General features: G+C 67.9%; 19 protein-coding genes. 10 read left to right on the plus strand and 9 right to left on the minus strand.

Annotated elements, in window-relative coordinates; translation table 11 throughout:
• Positions 1-77 precede the first annotated feature (77 nt).
• Both AC3A4E_RS11615 and AC3A4E_RS11620 read right to left on the minus strand, forming a co-directional pair.
• On the minus strand, positions 78-989 hold the full coding sequence (locus AC3A4E_RS11615; protein WP_487631615.1) for an FKBP-type peptidyl-prolyl cis-trans isomerase: 912 nt from the start codon (positions 987-989) through the stop codon (positions 78-80).
• Between the two features lie 89 nt (positions 990-1,078).
• The gene (locus AC3A4E_RS11620; RefSeq protein WP_487631616.1) at positions 1,079-1,699 is read right to left on the minus strand and encodes a glutathione peroxidase; all 621 of its coding nucleotides are present in this window, start codon (positions 1,697-1,699) and stop codon (positions 1,079-1,081) included.
• A gap of 132 nt (positions 1,700-1,831) precedes the next feature.
• Here AC3A4E_RS11620 and AC3A4E_RS11625 point away from each other — a divergent pair, with 132 nt between their 5' ends.
• The 10 genes from AC3A4E_RS11625 to AC3A4E_RS11670 all read left to right on the plus strand — a co-directional run bounded on the left by AC3A4E_RS11625 (position 1,832) and on the right by AC3A4E_RS11670 (position 10,953).
• Entirely contained in the window at positions 1,832-2,101 is a 270-nt protein-coding gene (locus AC3A4E_RS11625; protein ID WP_487631617.1) for a hypothetical protein, read from the plus strand.
• Positions 2,102-2,105: 4 nt separating this feature from the next.
• Positions 2,106-2,477 (plus strand): GntR family transcriptional regulator, encoded by a 372-nt coding sequence (locus tag AC3A4E_RS11630; RefSeq protein ID WP_310150180.1) that lies wholly within the window; start codon positions 2,106-2,108, stop codon positions 2,475-2,477.
• On the plus strand, positions 2,474-3,349 hold the full coding sequence (locus AC3A4E_RS11635) for an ABC transporter ATP-binding protein (protein WP_487631618.1): 876 nt from the start codon (positions 2,474-2,476) through the stop codon (positions 3,347-3,349). The genes AC3A4E_RS11630 and AC3A4E_RS11635 overlap by 4 nt, the downstream gene beginning before the upstream one ends.
• The gene (locus AC3A4E_RS11640; protein WP_487631619.1) at positions 3,346-4,392 is read left to right on the plus strand and encodes a hypothetical protein; all 1,047 of its coding nucleotides are present in this window, start codon (positions 3,346-3,348) and stop codon (positions 4,390-4,392) included. Before AC3A4E_RS11635 ends, AC3A4E_RS11640 begins: the two co-directional genes overlap by 4 nt.
• 45 nt (positions 4,393-4,437) lie before the next feature.
• On the plus strand, positions 4,438-5,100 hold the full coding sequence (locus tag AC3A4E_RS11645; RefSeq protein WP_487631620.1) for a hypothetical protein: 663 nt from the start codon (positions 4,438-4,440) through the stop codon (positions 5,098-5,100).
• A 116-nt stretch (positions 5,101-5,216) separates the two neighbouring features.
• Positions 5,217-6,071 (plus strand): GIN domain-containing protein, encoded by an 855-nt coding sequence (locus AC3A4E_RS11650; protein ID WP_487631621.1) that lies wholly within the window; start codon positions 5,217-5,219, stop codon positions 6,069-6,071.
• 27 nt (positions 6,072-6,098) lie between these two features.
• Positions 6,099-6,830: a YggN family protein gene (locus AC3A4E_RS11655; protein WP_487631622.1), complete on the plus strand. Its 732-nt coding sequence runs from the start codon at positions 6,099-6,101 to the stop codon at positions 6,828-6,830.
• A gap of 176 nt (positions 6,831-7,006) precedes the next feature.
• Complete coding sequence (locus AC3A4E_RS11660) at positions 7,007-7,708, plus strand: hypothetical protein (protein WP_487631623.1); 702 nt, start codon at positions 7,007-7,009, stop codon at positions 7,706-7,708.
• An 85-nt stretch (positions 7,709-7,793) separates the two neighbouring features.
• Positions 7,794-9,443 (plus strand): acetolactate synthase large subunit, encoded by a 1,650-nt coding sequence (locus AC3A4E_RS11665; protein ID WP_487631624.1) that lies wholly within the window; start codon positions 7,794-7,796, stop codon positions 9,441-9,443.
• 43 nt (positions 9,444-9,486) lie between these two features.
• Positions 9,487-10,953 carry an aldehyde dehydrogenase family protein gene (locus AC3A4E_RS11670; protein ID WP_487631625.1) on the plus strand — a complete coding sequence of 489 codons (1,467 nt, stop codon included), beginning with the start codon at positions 9,487-9,489 and terminating at the stop codon, positions 10,951-10,953.
• 21 nt (positions 10,954-10,974) lie between these two features.
• Here the strand turns inward: AC3A4E_RS11670 and AC3A4E_RS11675 are convergent, their stop codons facing one another.
• From AC3A4E_RS11675 to hisA, 7 genes are all read right to left on the minus strand, one after another.
• The gene (locus AC3A4E_RS11675; RefSeq protein WP_487631626.1) at positions 10,975-12,810 is read right to left on the minus strand and encodes a sensor domain-containing diguanylate cyclase; all 1,836 of its coding nucleotides are present in this window, start codon (positions 12,808-12,810) and stop codon (positions 10,975-10,977) included.
• A 20-nt stretch (positions 12,811-12,830) separates the two neighbouring features.
• Positions 12,831-13,130 (minus strand): hypothetical protein, encoded by a 300-nt coding sequence (locus AC3A4E_RS11680; protein WP_487631627.1) that lies wholly within the window; start codon positions 13,128-13,130, stop codon positions 12,831-12,833.
• A 54-nt stretch (positions 13,131-13,184) separates the two neighbouring features.
• A complete protein-coding gene (locus tag AC3A4E_RS11685; RefSeq protein WP_487631628.1) occupies positions 13,185-13,943 on the minus strand; it encodes an SAM-dependent methyltransferase in 759 nt (252 codons plus the stop codon).
• A gap of 31 nt (positions 13,944-13,974) precedes the next feature.
• Positions 13,975-14,538 carry a GNAT family N-acetyltransferase gene (locus AC3A4E_RS11690; protein WP_487631629.1) on the minus strand — a complete coding sequence of 188 codons (564 nt, stop codon included), beginning with the start codon at positions 14,536-14,538 and terminating at the stop codon, positions 13,975-13,977.
• Between the two features lie 144 nt (positions 14,539-14,682).
• Positions 14,683-15,318, minus strand: coding sequence for a bifunctional phosphoribosyl-AMP cyclohydrolase/phosphoribosyl-ATP diphosphatase HisIE (gene hisIE, locus AC3A4E_RS11695; RefSeq protein WP_487631630.1), 636 nt, complete (start codon positions 15,316-15,318; stop codon positions 14,683-14,685).
• Entirely contained in the window at positions 15,315-16,088 is a 774-nt protein-coding gene (gene hisF, locus AC3A4E_RS11700) for an imidazole glycerol phosphate synthase subunit HisF (protein ID WP_487631631.1), read from the minus strand. Before hisF ends, hisIE begins: the two co-directional genes overlap by 4 nt.
• Positions 16,082-16,816: a 1-(5-phosphoribosyl)-5-[(5-phosphoribosylamino)methylideneamino]imidazole-4-carboxamide isomerase gene (hisA, locus tag AC3A4E_RS11705; RefSeq protein ID WP_487631632.1), complete on the minus strand. Its 735-nt coding sequence runs from the start codon at positions 16,814-16,816 to the stop codon at positions 16,082-16,084. Before hisA ends, hisF begins: the two co-directional genes overlap by 7 nt.

Below are 16,816 nucleotides of genomic sequence, written 5' to 3' on the forward strand. Positions count from 1 at the left end.
CCGGGATGAGGGATCTGGAACGGACGGCCGCAGATGGCGGACGACGGGAGGTGGACAATGGATCAAAGAACGAAAGGTCAAAGAATGTCGATCAATTCGACATCGAAGATGAGCGTCGAGTTCGCGGGAATGTTCGGCGGACTACCGCGCACACCGTAGGCCAACTCGCCGGGAATCCAGAAGCGGTACTTGCCGCCGATCGGCATCAGCTGCAGACCTTCGGTCCAGCCGGCGATGACCTGGTCGAGGCCGAACACGGCCGGTTCGCCGCGGCTGTAGGAACTGTCGAACTCGGTGCCGTCGAGCAGCGTGCCCTTGTAATGCACACGCACGCGATCGCTGGCGCGCGGGCGCGGGCCCTGGCCCTGCTTCTCGACGCTGTACTGGATGCCCGACGCGGTCGCGAACACGCCCGGCTTGCCGCGATTGGCGGTCATGAAGGCGATGCCGGCCTGGCGGTTGTCGTCTGCCGCGCGCGCAGTGCGCATCTGGCCGCGCGTGATCATGGTCTGGCGCACGCGGGTGATCTCGTCGGCTGACAGCGTCGGCGGCTTGCCGTCGACCGTGTCGCGGACGCCGCGCATCAGAGGCGCGATGGCGATCTCGTCGCGCATGGGGGTCAGCGAACGGCCGACATCGGCGCCGAGCATCTGGCCGACCTTGGCGCGATCCACTGCAGGCGGCTCGCTGCCAGGCGGCAGGCCGGGGACAGGACGGCCGCTGCGCGCTGCGACGCGCTGCGCCAGCGCCTGGCCGATGCGCTGGGTCTCGGCCTGGTCGAGTGCAGGCGGCTTGCCGGCGAGCGCCGCGGTCAACGACGCCTCGAACACGGCCAGATCGAGATCAGGCGTCACCTGCGCGAGCTGCGCCGCCATGTCCATGCCGACGACGTAGCTGCTCCTGTCGCGGTCGACGTCTTCCGCGGCCACCGCGGTGGCGACCGGCGCCAGCAGCAGTGCCAGCATGGCCGCACGCATCTGATTCAACATCCGCACACTTCTCCTGACCCGTTCCGGGCGATGCAGCCGGCTATTGTCGCGGCCGCGCGGTGGCGGGGCAATCGGGCAGCGTCACGCCTTCAGCGGGTGGCCGGCCTGGGTGCGGCCAGGGCGCGTTCGATCGCGGCCAGAATCTGCGGATCGTCCGGCTTGGTCCGGCTGCCCCACTGCCCCAGTACCCGGCCGTCGCGGCCCACCAGATACTTGTGGAAGTTCCACTGCGGGGCCTGCCCGGTGGCTTCGGCGAGCTGGCGGTACATCGGCGTGGCCTCGGGGCCCACCACGTGCACCTTCTGGAACATCGGGAACTTGACGCCATAGGTCAGCGTGCAGAACTCCTGGATCGCGGCCTCGTCCTCGAACTCCTGCTCCCTGAAATCGCCCGACGGAAAGCCGAGCACCGCGAATCCACGCGGGCGCAGGCGGGCATGCATCGCTTCGAGCGCCTCGTACTGCGGCGTGAATCCGCATTTGCTGGCGGTGTTGACGATCAACACCACGTCGCCGCCGTAGGCACTGCGCAGGTCCACGGTCTCGCGGACCGCCAGCTGGCGGAACTGGTGATCCAGCACGCCACCCGGCGCGGCCGGGGACTGCGCGAAGGCTGTATGCGCCAAGAGCACAAGCCCGAGCACCAGTGCGGCGCAGCGCGCGACTGCCGTGGTCGAGGCCGGATACCGGGATTGCCGATTGCCACGCATGTCGCGGACTCCTCGACGGCCGGCGGACCCGTGCCATCAGTTGGGTGGAAATTGACAACGGGTGCGTTGACACCCACTGCGGTGGTGTTATAGTCACCTACAACACCTACCCACTAGAGCAGGACGGTCCCCATGAACCGCAGGCTCCACACCCCGATCATCGCATGCACTGCTTCCGCCCTGGCGCTCGTGGCCGGGCTGATGTTCGCCGGGCCGGCGCTGTCGGCAGGCGCGATTCCGCAAGCGGTCGTGGCGGTACCCGCCAAGGCCCGCGTGCAGGCCGAGCGTGCGCCCTCCACCGATATCGACACCGAGACGCCGCGTCCCCGCGCCCGGCGTGCGCGCAGTGGCTTTGCCCTGCCGTACTTCTCGTTCGCCCGGGGCGCTGGTGGACGGAGCTGAGGCCATGGCCAACATCGAATGGAGCGACGGCGCTCCCATCTACCGCCAGCTGAAGGAACGCGTCATCGCGATGATGCTCGACGGCGTCCTGAAGCCCGGCGACGCGCTGCCCTCGGTGCGCCAGGTGGCCGCCGACTACCAGCTCAACCCGATCACCGTGTCCCGCGCCTACCAGGAACTCGCCGACGAGGCGCTGGTGGAGAAGCGCCGCGGCCTGGGCATGTTCGTCACCGAGGAAGCCTCGAAGAAGCTGCGCAGCAGCGAACGGGAGCGGTTCCTGCACGACGAATGGCCGCAGGTGGTGGAACGGATCGAACGCCTGGGACTGTCGACCCGGGACCTGCTGCAGTCCATCGGCAATGGAGCCAACGAATGAACGCCGTCATCGAGACCCCGGTGATCACCGCGCGCAACCTCACCAAGACCTACAAGGGCGCGCGTGCGCTCGACGGCACCAGCTTCCAGATTCCGGCCGGCCGCATCGTCGGCCTGATCGGCCCCAACGGCGCCGGCAAGACCACCGCGTTGAAGGCGCTACTCGGCCTGATCCGCTTCGACGGCGAGATGTCGGTGCTGGGCCGCGACCCGCGCACCGAACGCGACGCACTGATGAACGATGTCTGCTTCATCGCCGACGTCGCGGTGCTGCCGCGCTGGATGCGGGTGCGTGACGCGATCGATTTCGTCGAAGGCGTGCATCCCCGCTTCGACCGCGCCCGCTGCGAGCGCTTCCTCGCCAACACCAAGCTCGGCCCGAAACAGCGCGTGCGCGAAATGTCCAAGGGCATGATCGTGCAGCTGCATCTGGCGCTGGTGATGGCGATCGACGCCAAGCTGCTGGTGCTCGACGAGCCGACGCTCGGCCTCGACATCCTGTATCGCAAGCAGTTCTACCAGCGCCTGCTGGAGGACTACTTCGACGAGCAGAAGACGATCATCGTCACCACGCACCAGGTCGAGGAGATCGAGCACATTCTCACTGACGTGCTCTTCATCCAGAACGGCAAGATCGTGCTGGATGCGCCGATGGACGAGTTGAGCGATCGCTTCGTCGAAGTGCTGGTCAATGCGGACCAGCTCGATGCCGCCCGCGCCCACCGGCCGATCGACGAGCGCGCCCTGCCCTTCGGCAAGACGGTGATGCTGTTCGACAACGTCCCCGTTTCCACCCTGTCGACGTACGGCGAAACCCGCAACCCGGGCCTGGCCGACCTGTTCGTGGCCACGATGAAAGGAGCCTACGCATGAATGCCGCCGCCGATACCGTGGACGCCCCGGTCCCGCCCCGCGCGTTCGCACCGACCCATCCGACCAGCCGCTTCCGCCTGCTGCTGCGGCGCGAGTACTGGGAGCACCGTGGCGGCATCTTCTGGGCCCCGCTGATCGCAGGCGGCATCTCGCTGCTGCTGTCGCTCGGCCTGCTGATCGCCGGCATCGTGTTCGCCCACAAGGCGGTCGCCGAGGGCGGCCTGGTGCAGCACAACGGTGTGACCATCAATGGTCTCGATCTGGGCACGCTGGCCCAGCAGTTGAGCAGCGATGACCTCCACGAACTGTCCGAAGGCCTCACGTTCACGCTGATGGTGTCGGCGACCTGGCCCTTCCTGGTGATGATCTTCGTCGCGTTCTTCTACTGCCTCGGTGCGCTGTACGACGACCGCCGCGACCGCAGCGTGCTGTTCTGGAAGTCGCTGCCGGTCTCCGACACGTCGACGGTGCTGTCCAAGGTTGCGACGGCGACGGTAGTGATTCCGCTGTTCGCCACGGCCTTCGGCATCCTGACCATGTTCGCGTTCCTGATCGCCCTGAGCATCGCGGCGGCAGCGCACGGCGCCAACCCGATCCCGTTGCTGTGGGGCAATGGCTCGGTATTCCTGCTCGCCGGCCAGTTCCTGGCGGCGATCCCGGTCTACGCGGCCTGGATGCTGCCGACCGTGGGCTGGCTGCTGCTGTGTTCGGCCTGGGCCAAGAGCAAGCCCTTCCTGTGGGCACTTCTGATCCCGCTGGCGCTGGGCCTCGCGACGTCGATGACCGGCCTGCTGCAGGTGGTCGGGCTGGAGCGCCACTGGCTCTGGGGCAACGTGATCTCGCGGATGCTGCTGGGCACCGTGCCGGTGACCCATCGCGATCTGGCCTACCTCCAGTCAGGCGCCGGGCCGGCCAACGAGATGTTTTCGATCCCGGGCATGTACAGCAACTTCCTCGAGCCCTCCATGTGGATCGGCCTCATCGCCGGCGCCGTGATGATCGCGCTCTCCATCCGCCTGCGCCGCTGGCGCGAGGAAGGCTGAGCCACCCCGTTTCTCCCCGCCATCGCCTGATTCCGGAGACCACCCATGAAAGCTGCAGCCGTCACCGCATTCGCCCTTGCCCTGTGTCTGCCGATGGTTGCCTGGTCGGCGCCGCCGGAGAGCGGCGGCGTCCGGGAGGAGATCCGCCGGGACCTCGAAGACGCACGTCGCGACATCCGCACCGATCTCGCCAAGGCCCGCGCCGAACTCGACATCGAGAACCTCGACGTCGCCAACAGTCTGCAGATCAATGGCACTGGACGCCGCAAGGCGAAGACGGCACCCGACTTGCCGAAGGCCGAGATCACTCCGCAGGGCGACTTCCTGATCGAAGGCGAGGCCGTCGCCATCGATGCGGCGCAGCGCCGCCAGTTGCTCGGCTACCGCGGCATGGTCATCGAGATCGCGAAGGCCGGTATCGACATCGGCGAGTCCACTGCACTGGCCGCCGTGGACTCGGTCGATCGCGGTGTGTTCTCGCTGATGGTCGGTGCGATGACCGGCAGCCTGGAGCGTCGTATCGAGCGGACCGTGCGCACGACCGTCGGCCCCGGCGTGCTGCTGATCTGCGAGCGCATGCCCGCCCTGCGCGCAGCCCAGCAACAGTTGGCCAGCGATCTGCCGGCGTTCCGGCCTTACGCACAGCTCGAAGCCCGCGATGCGGACACTTGCCGCGATGAAGTGCGCCGCGAGTTCGCGGGGCGCTGAGACACCACGGGCCGGCACCTCGCACGGCCCCATCGATTCACGGTAGCGTCGGCCACGACGCACGCCCCGGAGCCTGCAATGACGCAGACCGGACACCTCGCCAGGGAGTTCACGCAATGACGCCAGCCATCTCCGTCCGCCCGCTGCTCGCCACGCTCATCGCCGTATCGCTCGCCTTGCCGTTCGCGGCGCAGGCCGAAGACAGCCCGCAGTGTCGACACAGTCAGCCGCGCGATCTGGCCCTGCAGCTCGATGGCGTGCGCACGGTGCGGTTCGAGATCGGCAACCACAAGTTGCGCGTCGAAGGCGCCGAGCGACCCGACCCGGCCCTGCGCGGCCGCGCCTGCGCATCGAGCGAAGCGATGCTGGCGTCCCTGGTGCTGGAACAGCAGCGCTCGGGCGAGACCCTGACCGTCACCCTGCGCCGCACGTCGAACTCGACCGGCTGGATGGGCAACCAGTACGCGTACATGGATCTGTCCGGCCAGGTGCCGGCGAACGTCCTGGTGCAGACCGTCGTCGGCTCCGGCGATGCCTGGGTGACCGGGGTCTCGGCGGCGAGTGCGGATGTGGGTTCCGGCGATGCCGAACTGCGGCGCATCAACGGCCGCGCGACCGCCAAGGTGGGCTCGGGCGACATCACCGTCGACGATGCCGGCGAACTCAAAGTGCTGTCGATCGGCTCGGGCGACGTCGAGGCCCGCGGCATCCGGGGTGCGGTCGAAGTCGGCAGCGTCGGCTCGGGCGACTTCAAGCTCGAGGGCGCGCGCGGCGATGTCCGCATCGGCAGCCTGGGCTCGGGCGACATCGATCTGCGCGACGTGCAGGGCAACGTGCATGTCGGCTCGATCGGCTCGGGCGATGTCGATGCACGCGGTATCGGCGGCAACCTCGAAGTGGCTGCCAAGGGCAGTGGCGAAGTCTCGCATCGCGATGTACGCGGCACCGTCAGCGTGCCCCGCAGGCGCTGATCCTTTCGACCGATCCGGAGTGCGACCATGAAGACCCTGCCATCCCATGCCCTTCCCCTGGCCCTGCTGCTCGCCTGTGCGGGCACGCTGACCGCCTGCGGCCGTGACGAGGCCCCCACGTCCGCGGGAGGTGACGCCACCACCGCACCGGCCGAAGAAGGCTTCGTCGCCCGCACCACCCGCCGCGCACTTGAATCGGCGCGTCGGGATCTGGTCGAAAAGAACATCAGCGTCGGCGGTACCGGCAGCCGCGGTCTGAACATCAACGGCTTCCACTTCGGCGGCGACGACAGCCGTACCGCGGGACTGCCGAAGGCCGAGATCAGCCCGCAAGGCGACTTCCTGGTCGACGGCACCACGGTCGAGATTGACGCCGCGCAACGCGAGCTGCTGCTGGCACATCGCGCCAACATCATCGCGATCGCCGAAGCCGGCATCACGATCGGCATCCAAGGCGCCCAGCTCGGCGCCGAAGCCGCGAAGGGCGCGATCGCCAGCGCGCTGTCGGGCGAGTCGGCCGAGTTCGAAAAGCGTATGGAAGCCGAAGGCGCGAAGATCGAAGCCGAGGCCGACAAGCTCTGCGACAACCTGCCGCCCCTGCTCGCCTCGCAGCAGGCACTGGCGTCCGCACTGCCTGCGTTCGAGCCCTACGCGACAATGGACGCCACCGACGTCGAGAACTGCCGCAAGGACGTCGTGGTCGACCGCGACAACGCGGCTGCGGAAGCAGATGCCGCCGCGGAGCCGGCGACGCACTGACCGGTCGCGCATCGCGCCGCAGACGTCCCACCTGCCCGGGTGGGGCGTGCCGGGCACACCACACATCCCGTCCACCCAAGCTGCAGACGCCGGCGGTCGTCCCGTGCGCCCTGTCCGCGTGACGCAGTCGACCGCAAGGACCACTGCAACCTCGTTCAACCGCCAGGGAGTTCCGCATGGATCGTGGAATCGAAGACAGACTCGACGCGCTGGAACGAACGCATCGCCGCGCCGTGATCGGACTGGGCACCGTGTGCCTGCTGCTGATCGCCGCGTGCGCCTACCTGCTGCTGCGGCTCCCGTTGGCGCCCGCGATACCGGGCGTGCTGCGTGTCACCGAACTCGTGGTGGTCGATCCTGCCGGCACCGAACGCGTCCGCCTCTCGGGTGACATGCCCGACGCGGTGATCGAAGGCCGCCGCATCGACCGGGGCAGCACGGCCGCCGGTGTGATGCTGTACGACCGGACCGGCCAGGAGCGTGGCGGCTACGTGACCTGGGACGAAGGCGACAACATCGGACTGACGCTGGATGGCCGCAAGGGCCAGAACGCGCTGTTCGTCGCCGGTCCGGACGGATCGGTCTCGCTGCAGATCTGGCATGGCCGGCAAGCGCTGGACCTGCGCGCGGACGCCAACGGCGCGCGCCTGAGCCAGTCGCTCGACGGTCGCCTGCAGTTCCAGTCGCCCGCCATCGCGAGGTTGTCCGACGCCACCTGCGGACTGTTCCGGAACGGCCTGCGCCCGGATGTGCCCGACGGCCTGCCGATGCCGCAGGTCCGCGACATCTGTGGCGGCCGTTTCAGTGCGGCGGCGTGCGATGCGTGCCTGACGGACAGCACTGCACCCCAGGAGGCCACTGGGTCAGACACGATGTGACGCCTTGCGGCACGCTGCCCTCGCCCATCGCTCACGCGTCGCATGCGATGCTCGCGTGCCGCTGTCGCGATGGAGTTTCCGCACGATGACCAAGGCGTCCGATCTTTTCGTCCAGGCCCTCGAAGCCGAAGGCGTCAGCCATGTATTCGGCATTCCGGGCGAGGAGAATCTCGACCTGCTCGAGTCGCTGCGTGCCTCCCGCATCGAACTGGTGCTCACCCGGCATGAGCAGGCCGCCGGTTTCATGGCCGCGACCTACGGACGCCTGACCGGCAAGGCCGGTGTGTGCCTGGCGACGCTCGGCCCCGGTGCGACGAACCTGGTCACCGCAGCGGCGTACGCGCAGCTCGGTGCGATGCCGATGCTCATGATCACAGGCCAGAAACCGATCCGCACCAGCAAGCAGGGGCATTTCCAGATCGTCGACGTCGTCGACATGATGCGTCCGCTGACCAAGTCCACGCACCAGCTGGTCTCGGCTGACGGCATTCCGGCGCGCGTGCGCGATGCCTTCCGTCGCGCCGAGGAAGAGCGCCCGGGCGCGACCCACATCGAACTGCCACAGGACATCGCCGGCGACGAGACCGACGCGCGTCTGCTGCCCGCCCCTTACACGCGTCGCCCGCTGGCCGAACACAAGGCGATCGCCGCCGCCGCGGACGCGATACGCCAGGCGAAGCATCCGCTGCTGATGATCGGCGCCGGTGCCAACCGCAAGACCACTGCGAAGATGCTGCGCGCGTTCGTCGAGCGCCTCGGCATTCCCTTCTTCAGCACGCAGATGGGCAAGGGTGTGCTCGACGAGACGCACCCGTTGTGGCTCGGCACTGCGGCGCTGTCGGACAAGGATTTCGTGCACCGCGCGATCGACGCGGCCGACTGCATCGTCAACATCGGTCACGACGTTATCGAGAAGCCGCCGTTCTTCATGCGCAGCGGCCGGCGTACGGTGATCCACGTGAACTACGAAAGCGCCGTCGTCGACCAGGTGTACTTCCCGCAGATCGAAGTGCTGGGCGACATCGCCAACACCGTCTGGCAACTGGCCGAAACCCTGGACACGCCGCAGCCGCACTGGGACTTCGCGTTCTTCGACCGTGTCCGCACCGCGCTGTGCCAGGACATCGAACGTTTGGCCGACGACGCGCGCTTCCCCGTGCACATCCCGCATCTGGTCAGGACGCTGCGCGATGCGCTCGATACACGCGACATCGTCTGCCTCGACAACGGCCTCTACAAGCTGTGGTTCGCCCGCAACGACCGCTGCCGGGCGCCCAATACGCTGTTGCTTGACAACGCGCTCGCGACGATGGGTGCCGGCCTCCCGTCGGCGATCGCGGCGACGCTGGTCCATCAGGACCGCAAGGTCGTGGCGGTCTGCGGCGACGGCGGTTTCATGATGAATTCCCAGGAACTCGAAACCGCGGTGCGTCTGAAGCTCGATCTGGTGGTCATCGTGCTGCGCGACGACGCCTACGGCATGATCAAGTGGAAGCAGGCCCACGAGGATTATCCGGTCTACGGCATGGACTACGGCAATCCCGACTTCGTGCGCTACGCCGAAAGTTACGGCGCCCGCGGCCATCGTCCCGACAGCGCCGCAGCGTTTGCCGGCATCCTGCAGACCGCGCTGGCCACGCCGGGCGTGGACCTGATCGACCTCGCCATCGACTACAGCGACGACGAGGCCCTGCTCAACAGCGACATTCCAGAGCGCAGCGCCGCGATCGCCTGATCCGCGCCGAGCCGCTTTCTTTCCGTCCGATTCCGGAGCCCCCATGTCCAAGAAGAAGACCGCCCGCAAGACCACCGGGCTTGCACGCAGCTATCCCTACTACCTTGCCAACGTCGCGGTCGCCGCCAACACCGATCTGGAAGTGCGCGACAAGTACAGCGGCCAGGTCGCCACGCGCGTCGCGATGGGTGACGCTGCCGCGATCCGCAAGGCGATCGTCGCCGCGCACAAGGCGCGTGGCGCGATGGCGGACTTCCCGCCCGACAAGCGCCGTGACGTGCTGGAGCATTGCGTCCGCCGCTTCCAGGAGCGCTTCGAGGAACTGGCGCTCGCGCTGTGCATCGAAGCCGGCAAGCCGATCAAGGATGCGCGCGGCGAGGTCACCCGCCTGATCGACACCTTCCGCATCGCCGCCGGCGAAGCCACCCGGACCGAGGGCGAGTTCGTCGAACTGCAGATCTCCGAGCGCACGCGCGGCTATCGCGGCATGGTCAAGCGGGTGCCGATCGGCGTCTGCAGCCTGATCACGCCGTTCAACTTCCCGTTGAACCTGGTGGCGCACAAGGTCGCGCCGGCCATCGCTGCCGGCTGTCCGTTCGTACTCAAGCCCGCGGCGAAGACGCCGGTCGGCGCGTTGATCATCGGTGAGATTCTCGCCGAGACCGACCTGCCCAAGGGCGCGTTCTCGGTGATCCCGTGCAGCAACGAGGATGCCGCGGCACTGACCGAGGACGAGCGCATCGCGCTGCTGAGCTTCACAGGCGGCCTCGTCGGCTGGGACCTCAAGGCGCGCGCCGGCAAGAAGAAGGTCGTGCTGGAACTCGGCGGCAACGCGGCCTGCATCGTCGACGAGGACCCCGGCCTGCCGCTGGACAAGGTGGTCGAGCGTCTCGTGTTCGGCGCCTACTACCAGTCCGGCCAGAGCTGTATCGGCGTGCAACGCATCTACGCCCATCGCAGCATCCACGACGCGCTGCGCCGCAAACTCAGGAAGGCGATCGGCGCCCTGCGCAGCGGCGACCCGCGCGAGGAGACCACCTTCGTCGGTCCGGTCATCGACAGCGATGCCGCCGACCGCATCGAGTCCTGGATCGCGGCAGCGCGCAAAGGTGGCGCCAAGCTGCTTGCAGGCGGCGCGCGCGACGGCAACATCATCCCGGCGACCCTGCTGGAGAAGGTACCGCGCGATGCGGACCTGCAGCGCAAGGAAGTGTTCGGCCCGGTCGCCATCCTGGAGCCGGTCGACAGCTTCGACGACGCGATCGCGCGCGTGAACGACAGCGACTTCGGCCTGCAGGCCGGTGTGTTCACCGGCAACCTCGCCCATGCGATGCAGGCCTGGGACCGGATCGAGGCCGGTGGCGTGGTCGTCGGTGACGTGCCCAGCTTCCGTGTCGACAACATGCCTTACGGCGGCATCAAGGACTCGGGGATCGGCCGGGAAGGCGTCAGGTACGCGATCCGCGACATGACCGAAGAACGTCTGCTGGTGATCCGCGACCCGGCCTGAGGCCAGCGATGCGTCGCGCGATCAGGCGATCGCGCGACGTGGCGGTACATCCGGCAGCGCGGCGGGCTCGCGGGCGATCTCTCGCAGCAATTCGATTGCTTCCGCCGCCGGGTGGACCTCCTCGATGCCGGGTGTGTAAACGCGCACCTGCCGGCGCCCGCCGCGCTTGGCGGCGTACATGGCCTGGTCGGCGTGATTGAGCAGCGCCGTCAGCGCATAGCGTCCTTCACGCGCTTCAGCCACCCCGAAACTCGCCGCGAGTCTGAAACAGTAGCCCGCCGCTGCGGTGTCGATGGCCCCGAAACGGACTTGCGCATCGCCCGCGAGGCGTATGGCCGCCGATGCATCGAGTCCCGGCAGCAACAGGGCGAACTCCTCGCCGCCCAACCGTCCGAACGTGTCCATCTCACGGCACAGCGGCTGCACGGCCTCGGCCACTTTCCGCAGCGCCCAGTCCCCGGCGGCATGGCCGTGATGGTCGTTGACCTGTTTGAAATGATCGAGGTCGAACATCAGCAGCACCGCCGGCGTTCCCATGCGCTCGCACTGCAGCAGGGCGTCAGTCACGCGTTCGGCAAAATGCTGCCGGTTGAAGATGCCCGTCAGTGCGTCGGTTTCAGCCATGCGCTTGAGCCGCAGCTGCATGCGTTTGGTCTTGTAGGCCCAGTAGCCGATCGATGCGACCAGCCCTACCAGCACGAGCGCCAGCAGCAGCCAGCTGCGTGCCCGCTGTTCGGTGACGCTCTGCTGCAGTTCCAGCAACTGGTTCTTCTGGTGCAGCAGCTCGATCTGCTGGGCCTGCTGCAGCGATTGATGGCGGACGACCTGATAGGCCATCTCGCGGGATTTCACGTCACTGGTATGCGCGCTGTCGGCTTCCGCGTAACGGCGATACGCCGAAAGCGCAGCCTCGGCATCGCCTAGGGCCTGCGCGATCTCGTAAAGCGCGCGGTGCGCGGTCACCAGTGCTTGCGCGCTCTGCAACGCGGACAGCGTCTCCACCGCATATCGCGCGTTGACGGACGCGCGCGCACGATCGCCGGAGGCGAGCCGGTATTCCGCGAGCGATGCGTGGAACATGCCGATCAGCAACGGGTAGCCCGCACGCTCGACGCCGGTCAGTGCGTCTTCGAGCAGCCTGATCGCTTCGCTGGTCTCGCCGTTCGCGTGCAACCAGCGCGCGATGTGCGTGCGCATGAAACCGGCCAGGATCGCGTCACGCTCTGCCTCGCAGCCTTCCAGTCCCTCGAACACCCACTTCCGGTCGATGCTCAGTCCCAGGCCGAGACGGCCTTCGAGAATGACGTTCGACGCGATGCATCGGCCGCGCCCGGAAGGCTGGTCGGCCAGCATGCGCTCCGCATAACGGATGCCGGTGCGGTACTCGCCCACCTGGTTGTAGACGATGCTCGCCGACTGCAGCACGGTGTGGCGCACATCGCGGTCTTCGATCGACGGTTCCAGCGGCAATATGTTTTCAAGGGTCTGGAGGGCGCCCTCGAAATTCCGGGTCATCGCATAGGTATTGGCAAGCAGCCCGCCTGCTTCGAAGCGCACGGCATCGGGGTTGCCTGTGGAGACCAGCGCTTTGAGCAGCGCGGCGGAGCCCGCGCCATCGCCGCCGATCGCCATCCGGTACGCATGCAGGATCTGCAGACGTCCGCGCTGCAGCGGCGTGGCATCCACCGCCATGGCGTCGAGTTCGGCGAGCGCCGCCGGCAGCCGGACGGGGTCCGAGGTCCGGATCGCACGCGCACGTTCGAATGCGGCTTCGAATTCCGACGAGGCCGCATGAGCCGGCATCGGGGACGCCGTCAGGCCTGAGAACAGCAGCATGCAGATGAGCGCGACACGCATCGCTCTTCTCCGATCGTCTGTCAGTCCGGCGCCTGGCGGGCCGGCTCGTCTTCGGATTTGTCGTCGTCCGGAGCAGACCCGGGCTCGTCCCGGTCCGGCAACATTTCGCTTTCGCTTTCGCCGTCGTCCGGCGTCGCGATGATGCAGCAGACGACCGGCGGCGCAGCGACCAGCGCCGCGATTCCAGGCCAGTCCCGCCGCGCCAGCAGCGCCTGCTCGACATCGCCGAGTCCGGAGAAGTCAGCCGCAGCCTCCAGCGGTGCGTCCCATTGGCCCGCGACATCGGTCGCCAGTACTTCGAGAAAGCCGATCACGTCCAAGTGCGTTCCCCAAAAATCGATGTCAGGTCGATCACCATGTCCGGATGGCCACCTTCACCACATCGGCCCCTCACGCTCCAGCGCCCGGGCTGGCGGAATGGCGAGCGTCGTGTGCTGGTGGAGCACCGCGTCCGCCAGATCCCTCACCCGGATCTTGTCGATACGCGGTGGTACGCCGGGAAGCGTAGCAGCTTCATACAGTGTCACAACATGTTCAGGCGAATAGTCCCGGACCAGCCGTATGACCAGCATGGCCCGCTCGTCCCGCGTGTTGTGGAAACGGCCTGTGTTGCTGATTCCGGCCACGCCCACCTGCCACAGCACCAGCCAGGCACTGGGGTCTATGGTCCGGCGATAGAACATGAACTGGCTGGCCTCGTAGTGCTGGCAGCCGACGTCACCCGGATCGATCCCTAGATCCGCGTACAGGCAGTCCGCGGCCGAGATGCCGGGCTCCATGACCGCCGGAAATCCTTCGGCGCGGGCCGCGGCGATGGCCTGGTGCGGGACCCGGGCGAAGACGCCTGGATGGCCGTAGAACGCGCCGCAGACCTCGCGGCCGGCACGCACCTCCACGAGCATTGCCTCGACCATGTCGGTGTAGCTGCGGTGCCGGGAGCGACCCTCGCTGTAGAACGGCTGCAGGCTGCGCGCATCGGCGTTCATGCGCATCACCCACTGTTCCACAAGCGGGTCGGAGGCCGCGACGAAGACCACGTCCGCCGTTTCGATGTGGCGCCGCGCGCGCGGCGCCAGATGCGCGCCGAGCATCATGCCGACCCCGACACAGGCCAGTCGTCCCTTGCTCTCCATCGCGATGTCCCCCTGTGTGCGAGCGCGGAATCTAGTCGGCGGGCGGTGCGTCCACAAGCGCGCGCCAGGTCCGCCGATCGAGGCGCCACCGCTGCCAGCCATCGGCGGGCGTCTCCGGCACGAAGCCCCGGCGCCGCATCAGTCCCATGGCTGCTGCATGGCCGACGCGATGCCGTGTCCACAGCGCATCGAAGGCGTCCGCGCCGAGTACGGCATCGCACAGATGACCGAGCGCTGCGGTCGCGATCCCCTGCGCCTGCGCGGCGGACGGCAGCAGCAGACCGGTCTCGGCGGCGCGGCTATCGGCATCGGGCACGAGGGACAGCAGACCTCGCGTACCTGAACCGATGTCGAGGCGCCAGTAACGCGCGATCGGAGGGGTGGTCTGCATCTGCCGCCGCGCCGCTGCGAACGCCCTGGTCGCTGCGTGATGATCGAGCACGGGCGCGACATGTCGCATCGTCCCGGGATCGCCGTACAGGGCGACGAACAGATCCGTATCGCCGTCGGACAGCAACGTGGCGCGTACGCCGGCGACCTGGAAACCGGCGGGCCAACCGTGAGGCGGCCACGCGTTTGCAGTGCCGTCAATCATGGCCGGATCGCGGGCAAGGCCCACCGCACACCGGCCATCGCAGGACACTGGAAATTGCAAGGAGGCTTCAGCACAGCGTGCCTGTTGAGTCTGCAACGCACGGGACACGGTCATCGAATGCAGCGATGATGCGCGCGTTCGCCCTCAGCCGCCCCGTTTCGTCAGCACCCGCTCCAGATCGGCCAGCGACAGGCCGCGCGCGCGCAGCAGGACAATCAGGTGATACAGCAGGTCGGCGCCCTCGCCCAGCAGTTCGTCGTCGGTCTGCACCAGTGCGGCGAGTGCGGTTTCGACACCTTCCTCGCCGACCTTCTGCGCGATGCGGCGCACGCCGCCGTCGAACAGGCGGGTCGTGTAACTGCCCTCGGGGCGTTCGCGTTCGCGGGTCTCGATCAGCGCGTCGAGTTCGGCGAGGACGCCGGCCGGCGCGGTCGGGAAACAGCTCGGGCGCTGCAGATGGCAGGTCGGACCGCGCGGCGTGGCCAGCACCAGCAGCGTGTCGGCATCGCAGTCGGCCTCCATCGAGACGAGTTCGAGCGTGTGCCCGGATTGTTCGCCCTTGGTCCACAAGCGGTTCTTGCTGCGGCTGAAGAAGGTGACCTCGCCGCGGCGCAGGGTTTCGGCGAAGGCGTCGCGGTCCATGTAGCCGAGCATCAGTACGCGCAGCGTGGCGGCGTCCTGTACGACGGCGGGGAGCAGGCCATCACCCTTCGACCAGTCGAGCGTGTCGACGTCGGGCGCGATGGCAATGGCGGATGTGTCGTCCTGCGGTTCGGTCATTGGAGTCTGATGTCGATGGCCTGATCGGCCAGTTCGCGCTTGAGCGCGGGGATGGCGATGCGGCCGCTGTGGAACACGCTGGCCGCGAGCGCGCCGTCGACATCGGCATCGATGAAGGCAGCGGCGAAGTGTACGGATGCACCCGCCCCGCCGGATGCAATCAGCGGCACCGGACACACCGCGCGCGCGGCCTGCAGCTGGACAATGTCGTAACCGGTGCGCACGCCGTCGTTGTCCATGCAGTTGAGGACGATCTCGCCCGCGCCCAGGCGCACGGCCTCGGCGATCCAGTCGAGCGTGCGGATCGGCAGTTCGCGGGTACGGTCGGGATCACCGGTGTAGCTGCGCACGCGCCATTCGCCGTCGGTTTCGCGAATCGAATCGATGCCGACGACCACGCACTGCACGCCGAAGGCTTCGGCCAGTTCGGAGATCAGCGCAGGACGTTCCAGCGCCGGCGTGTTGATCGAAATCTTGTCGGCGCCCGCATGCAGCACCGCGCGCGCGGTCTCGACGTCGCGGATGCCGCCGGCCACGCAGAACGGAATGTCGATCAGCCGCGACACGCGCTCCACCCAGCCGCGGTCGACCGAGCGGCCCTGCGGGCTGGCCGAGATGTCGTAGAACACCAGTTCGTCGGCGCCCTCGTCGCGGTACCGCAGCGCGAGATCCACGATGTCGCCCATGTCGACGTGGTCGCGGAAACGCACGCCCTTGACCACGCGACCCTCGCGCACGTCGAGGCAGGGAATGATGCGGCGGCTCAGCATGCGAGCGTCTCGGCGACGCCCAGACGGCCTTCGAGCAGCGCGCGGCCGAGCACGATGCCGCCGCAGCCCTGTGCCTTGGCCGCGCGCACGTCGGCGAGCTCGCGCACGCCGCCGGAGGCCTGCACGTCGAGCGTGGGCACAAGCGCCTTGAGGTGCGCATAGAGGTCGAGATTGGGGCCGGACAGCATGCCGTCGCGGGCGATGTCGGTACTCAGCAGATGGCGCAGGCCGCCCTGTGCATAGCGCACCGCGAGCACGTCGAGCGTGGCGTCTGCGGTTTCGGTCCAGCCGTGCACCGGCAGATGCCAGACGCCATCTCGGCCCTGACGGGTGTCGAGTGCGACGGTGATGCGCTCGGCGCAGAAGGTCTCGATCCACTGCAGGACCTGCGCCGGCTCGCGCACCGCCAGCGAGCCGACCACGACACGTTCGGCGCCTGCATCGAGGATGCGGCGCACGTCGTCTTCGGTGCGCACGCCACCGCCGGTCTGCACGCGCAGGCCGGTATCGGCGCGGATGCGGGCCAGCAGCGGCGCCAGCGTGTAGCCGCCCTCGCGCGCGGCATCGAGGTCGACCAGATGCAACCACTCGGCACCTGCGTCGGCGTAGGCCTCGATCTGCACCAGCGGATCGTCGCCGTAGCGCGTTTCCTGCGCGTAATCGCCCTGCGCCAGGCGCACGACGCGGCCGTGTCGGATGTCGATCGCGGGATAGACGGTGAATGCCAT

The organism is Luteimonas sp. Soil_N_1, from assembly GCF_057656255.1.

Excerpts from the sequence above, each read along its gene's own strand:
- AC3A4E_RS11645 (WP_487631620.1), top strand. The coding sequence starts at position 4,438 with ATGAAAGCTGCAGCCGTCACCGCATTCGCCCTTGCCCTGTGTCTGCCG.
- AC3A4E_RS11625 (WP_487631617.1), top strand. The coding sequence starts at position 1,832 with ATGAACCGCAGGCTCCACACCCCGATCATCGCATGCACTGCTTCCGCC.
- AC3A4E_RS11640 (WP_487631619.1), top strand. The coding sequence starts at position 3,346 with ATGAATGCCGCCGCCGATACCGTGGACGCCCCGGTCCCGCCCCGCGCG.
- hisA (WP_487631632.1), bottom strand. The coding sequence starts at position 16,816 with ATGGCATTCACCGTCTATCCCGCGATCGACATCCGACACGGCCGCGTC.
- AC3A4E_RS11675 (WP_487631626.1), bottom strand. The coding sequence starts at position 12,810 with ATGCGTGTCGCGCTCATCTGCATGCTGCTGTTCTCAGGCCTGACGGCG.
- AC3A4E_RS11690 (WP_487631629.1), bottom strand. The coding sequence starts at position 14,538 with ATGATTGACGGCACTGCAAACGCGTGGCCGCCTCACGGTTGGCCCGCC.
- AC3A4E_RS11685 (WP_487631628.1), bottom strand. The coding sequence starts at position 13,943 with ATGGAGAGCAAGGGACGACTGGCCTGTGTCGGGGTCGGCATGATGCTC.
- AC3A4E_RS11660 (WP_487631623.1), top strand. The coding sequence starts at position 7,007 with ATGGATCGTGGAATCGAAGACAGACTCGACGCGCTGGAACGAACGCAT.
- AC3A4E_RS11670 (WP_487631625.1), top strand. The coding sequence starts at position 9,487 with ATGTCCAAGAAGAAGACCGCCCGCAAGACCACCGGGCTTGCACGCAGC.
- hisF (WP_487631631.1), bottom strand. The coding sequence starts at position 16,088 with ATGCTGAGCCGCCGCATCATTCCCTGCCTCGACGTGCGCGAGGGTCGC.
- AC3A4E_RS11650 (WP_487631621.1), top strand. The coding sequence starts at position 5,217 with ATGACGCCAGCCATCTCCGTCCGCCCGCTGCTCGCCACGCTCATCGCC.
- AC3A4E_RS11630 (WP_310150180.1), top strand. The coding sequence starts at position 2,106 with ATGGCCAACATCGAATGGAGCGACGGCGCTCCCATCTACCGCCAGCTG.
- AC3A4E_RS11635 (WP_487631618.1), top strand. The coding sequence starts at position 2,474 with ATGAACGCCGTCATCGAGACCCCGGTGATCACCGCGCGCAACCTCACC.
- AC3A4E_RS11665 (WP_487631624.1), top strand. The coding sequence starts at position 7,794 with ATGACCAAGGCGTCCGATCTTTTCGTCCAGGCCCTCGAAGCCGAAGGC.
- hisIE (WP_487631630.1), bottom strand. The coding sequence starts at position 15,318 with ATGACCGAACCGCAGGACGACACATCCGCCATTGCCATCGCGCCCGAC.
- AC3A4E_RS11620 (WP_487631616.1), bottom strand. The coding sequence starts at position 1,699 with ATGCGTGGCAATCGGCAATCCCGGTATCCGGCCTCGACCACGGCAGTC.
- AC3A4E_RS11655 (WP_487631622.1), top strand. The coding sequence starts at position 6,099 with ATGAAGACCCTGCCATCCCATGCCCTTCCCCTGGCCCTGCTGCTCGCC.
- AC3A4E_RS11615 (WP_487631615.1), bottom strand. The coding sequence starts at position 989 with ATGTTGAATCAGATGCGTGCGGCCATGCTGGCACTGCTGCTGGCGCCG.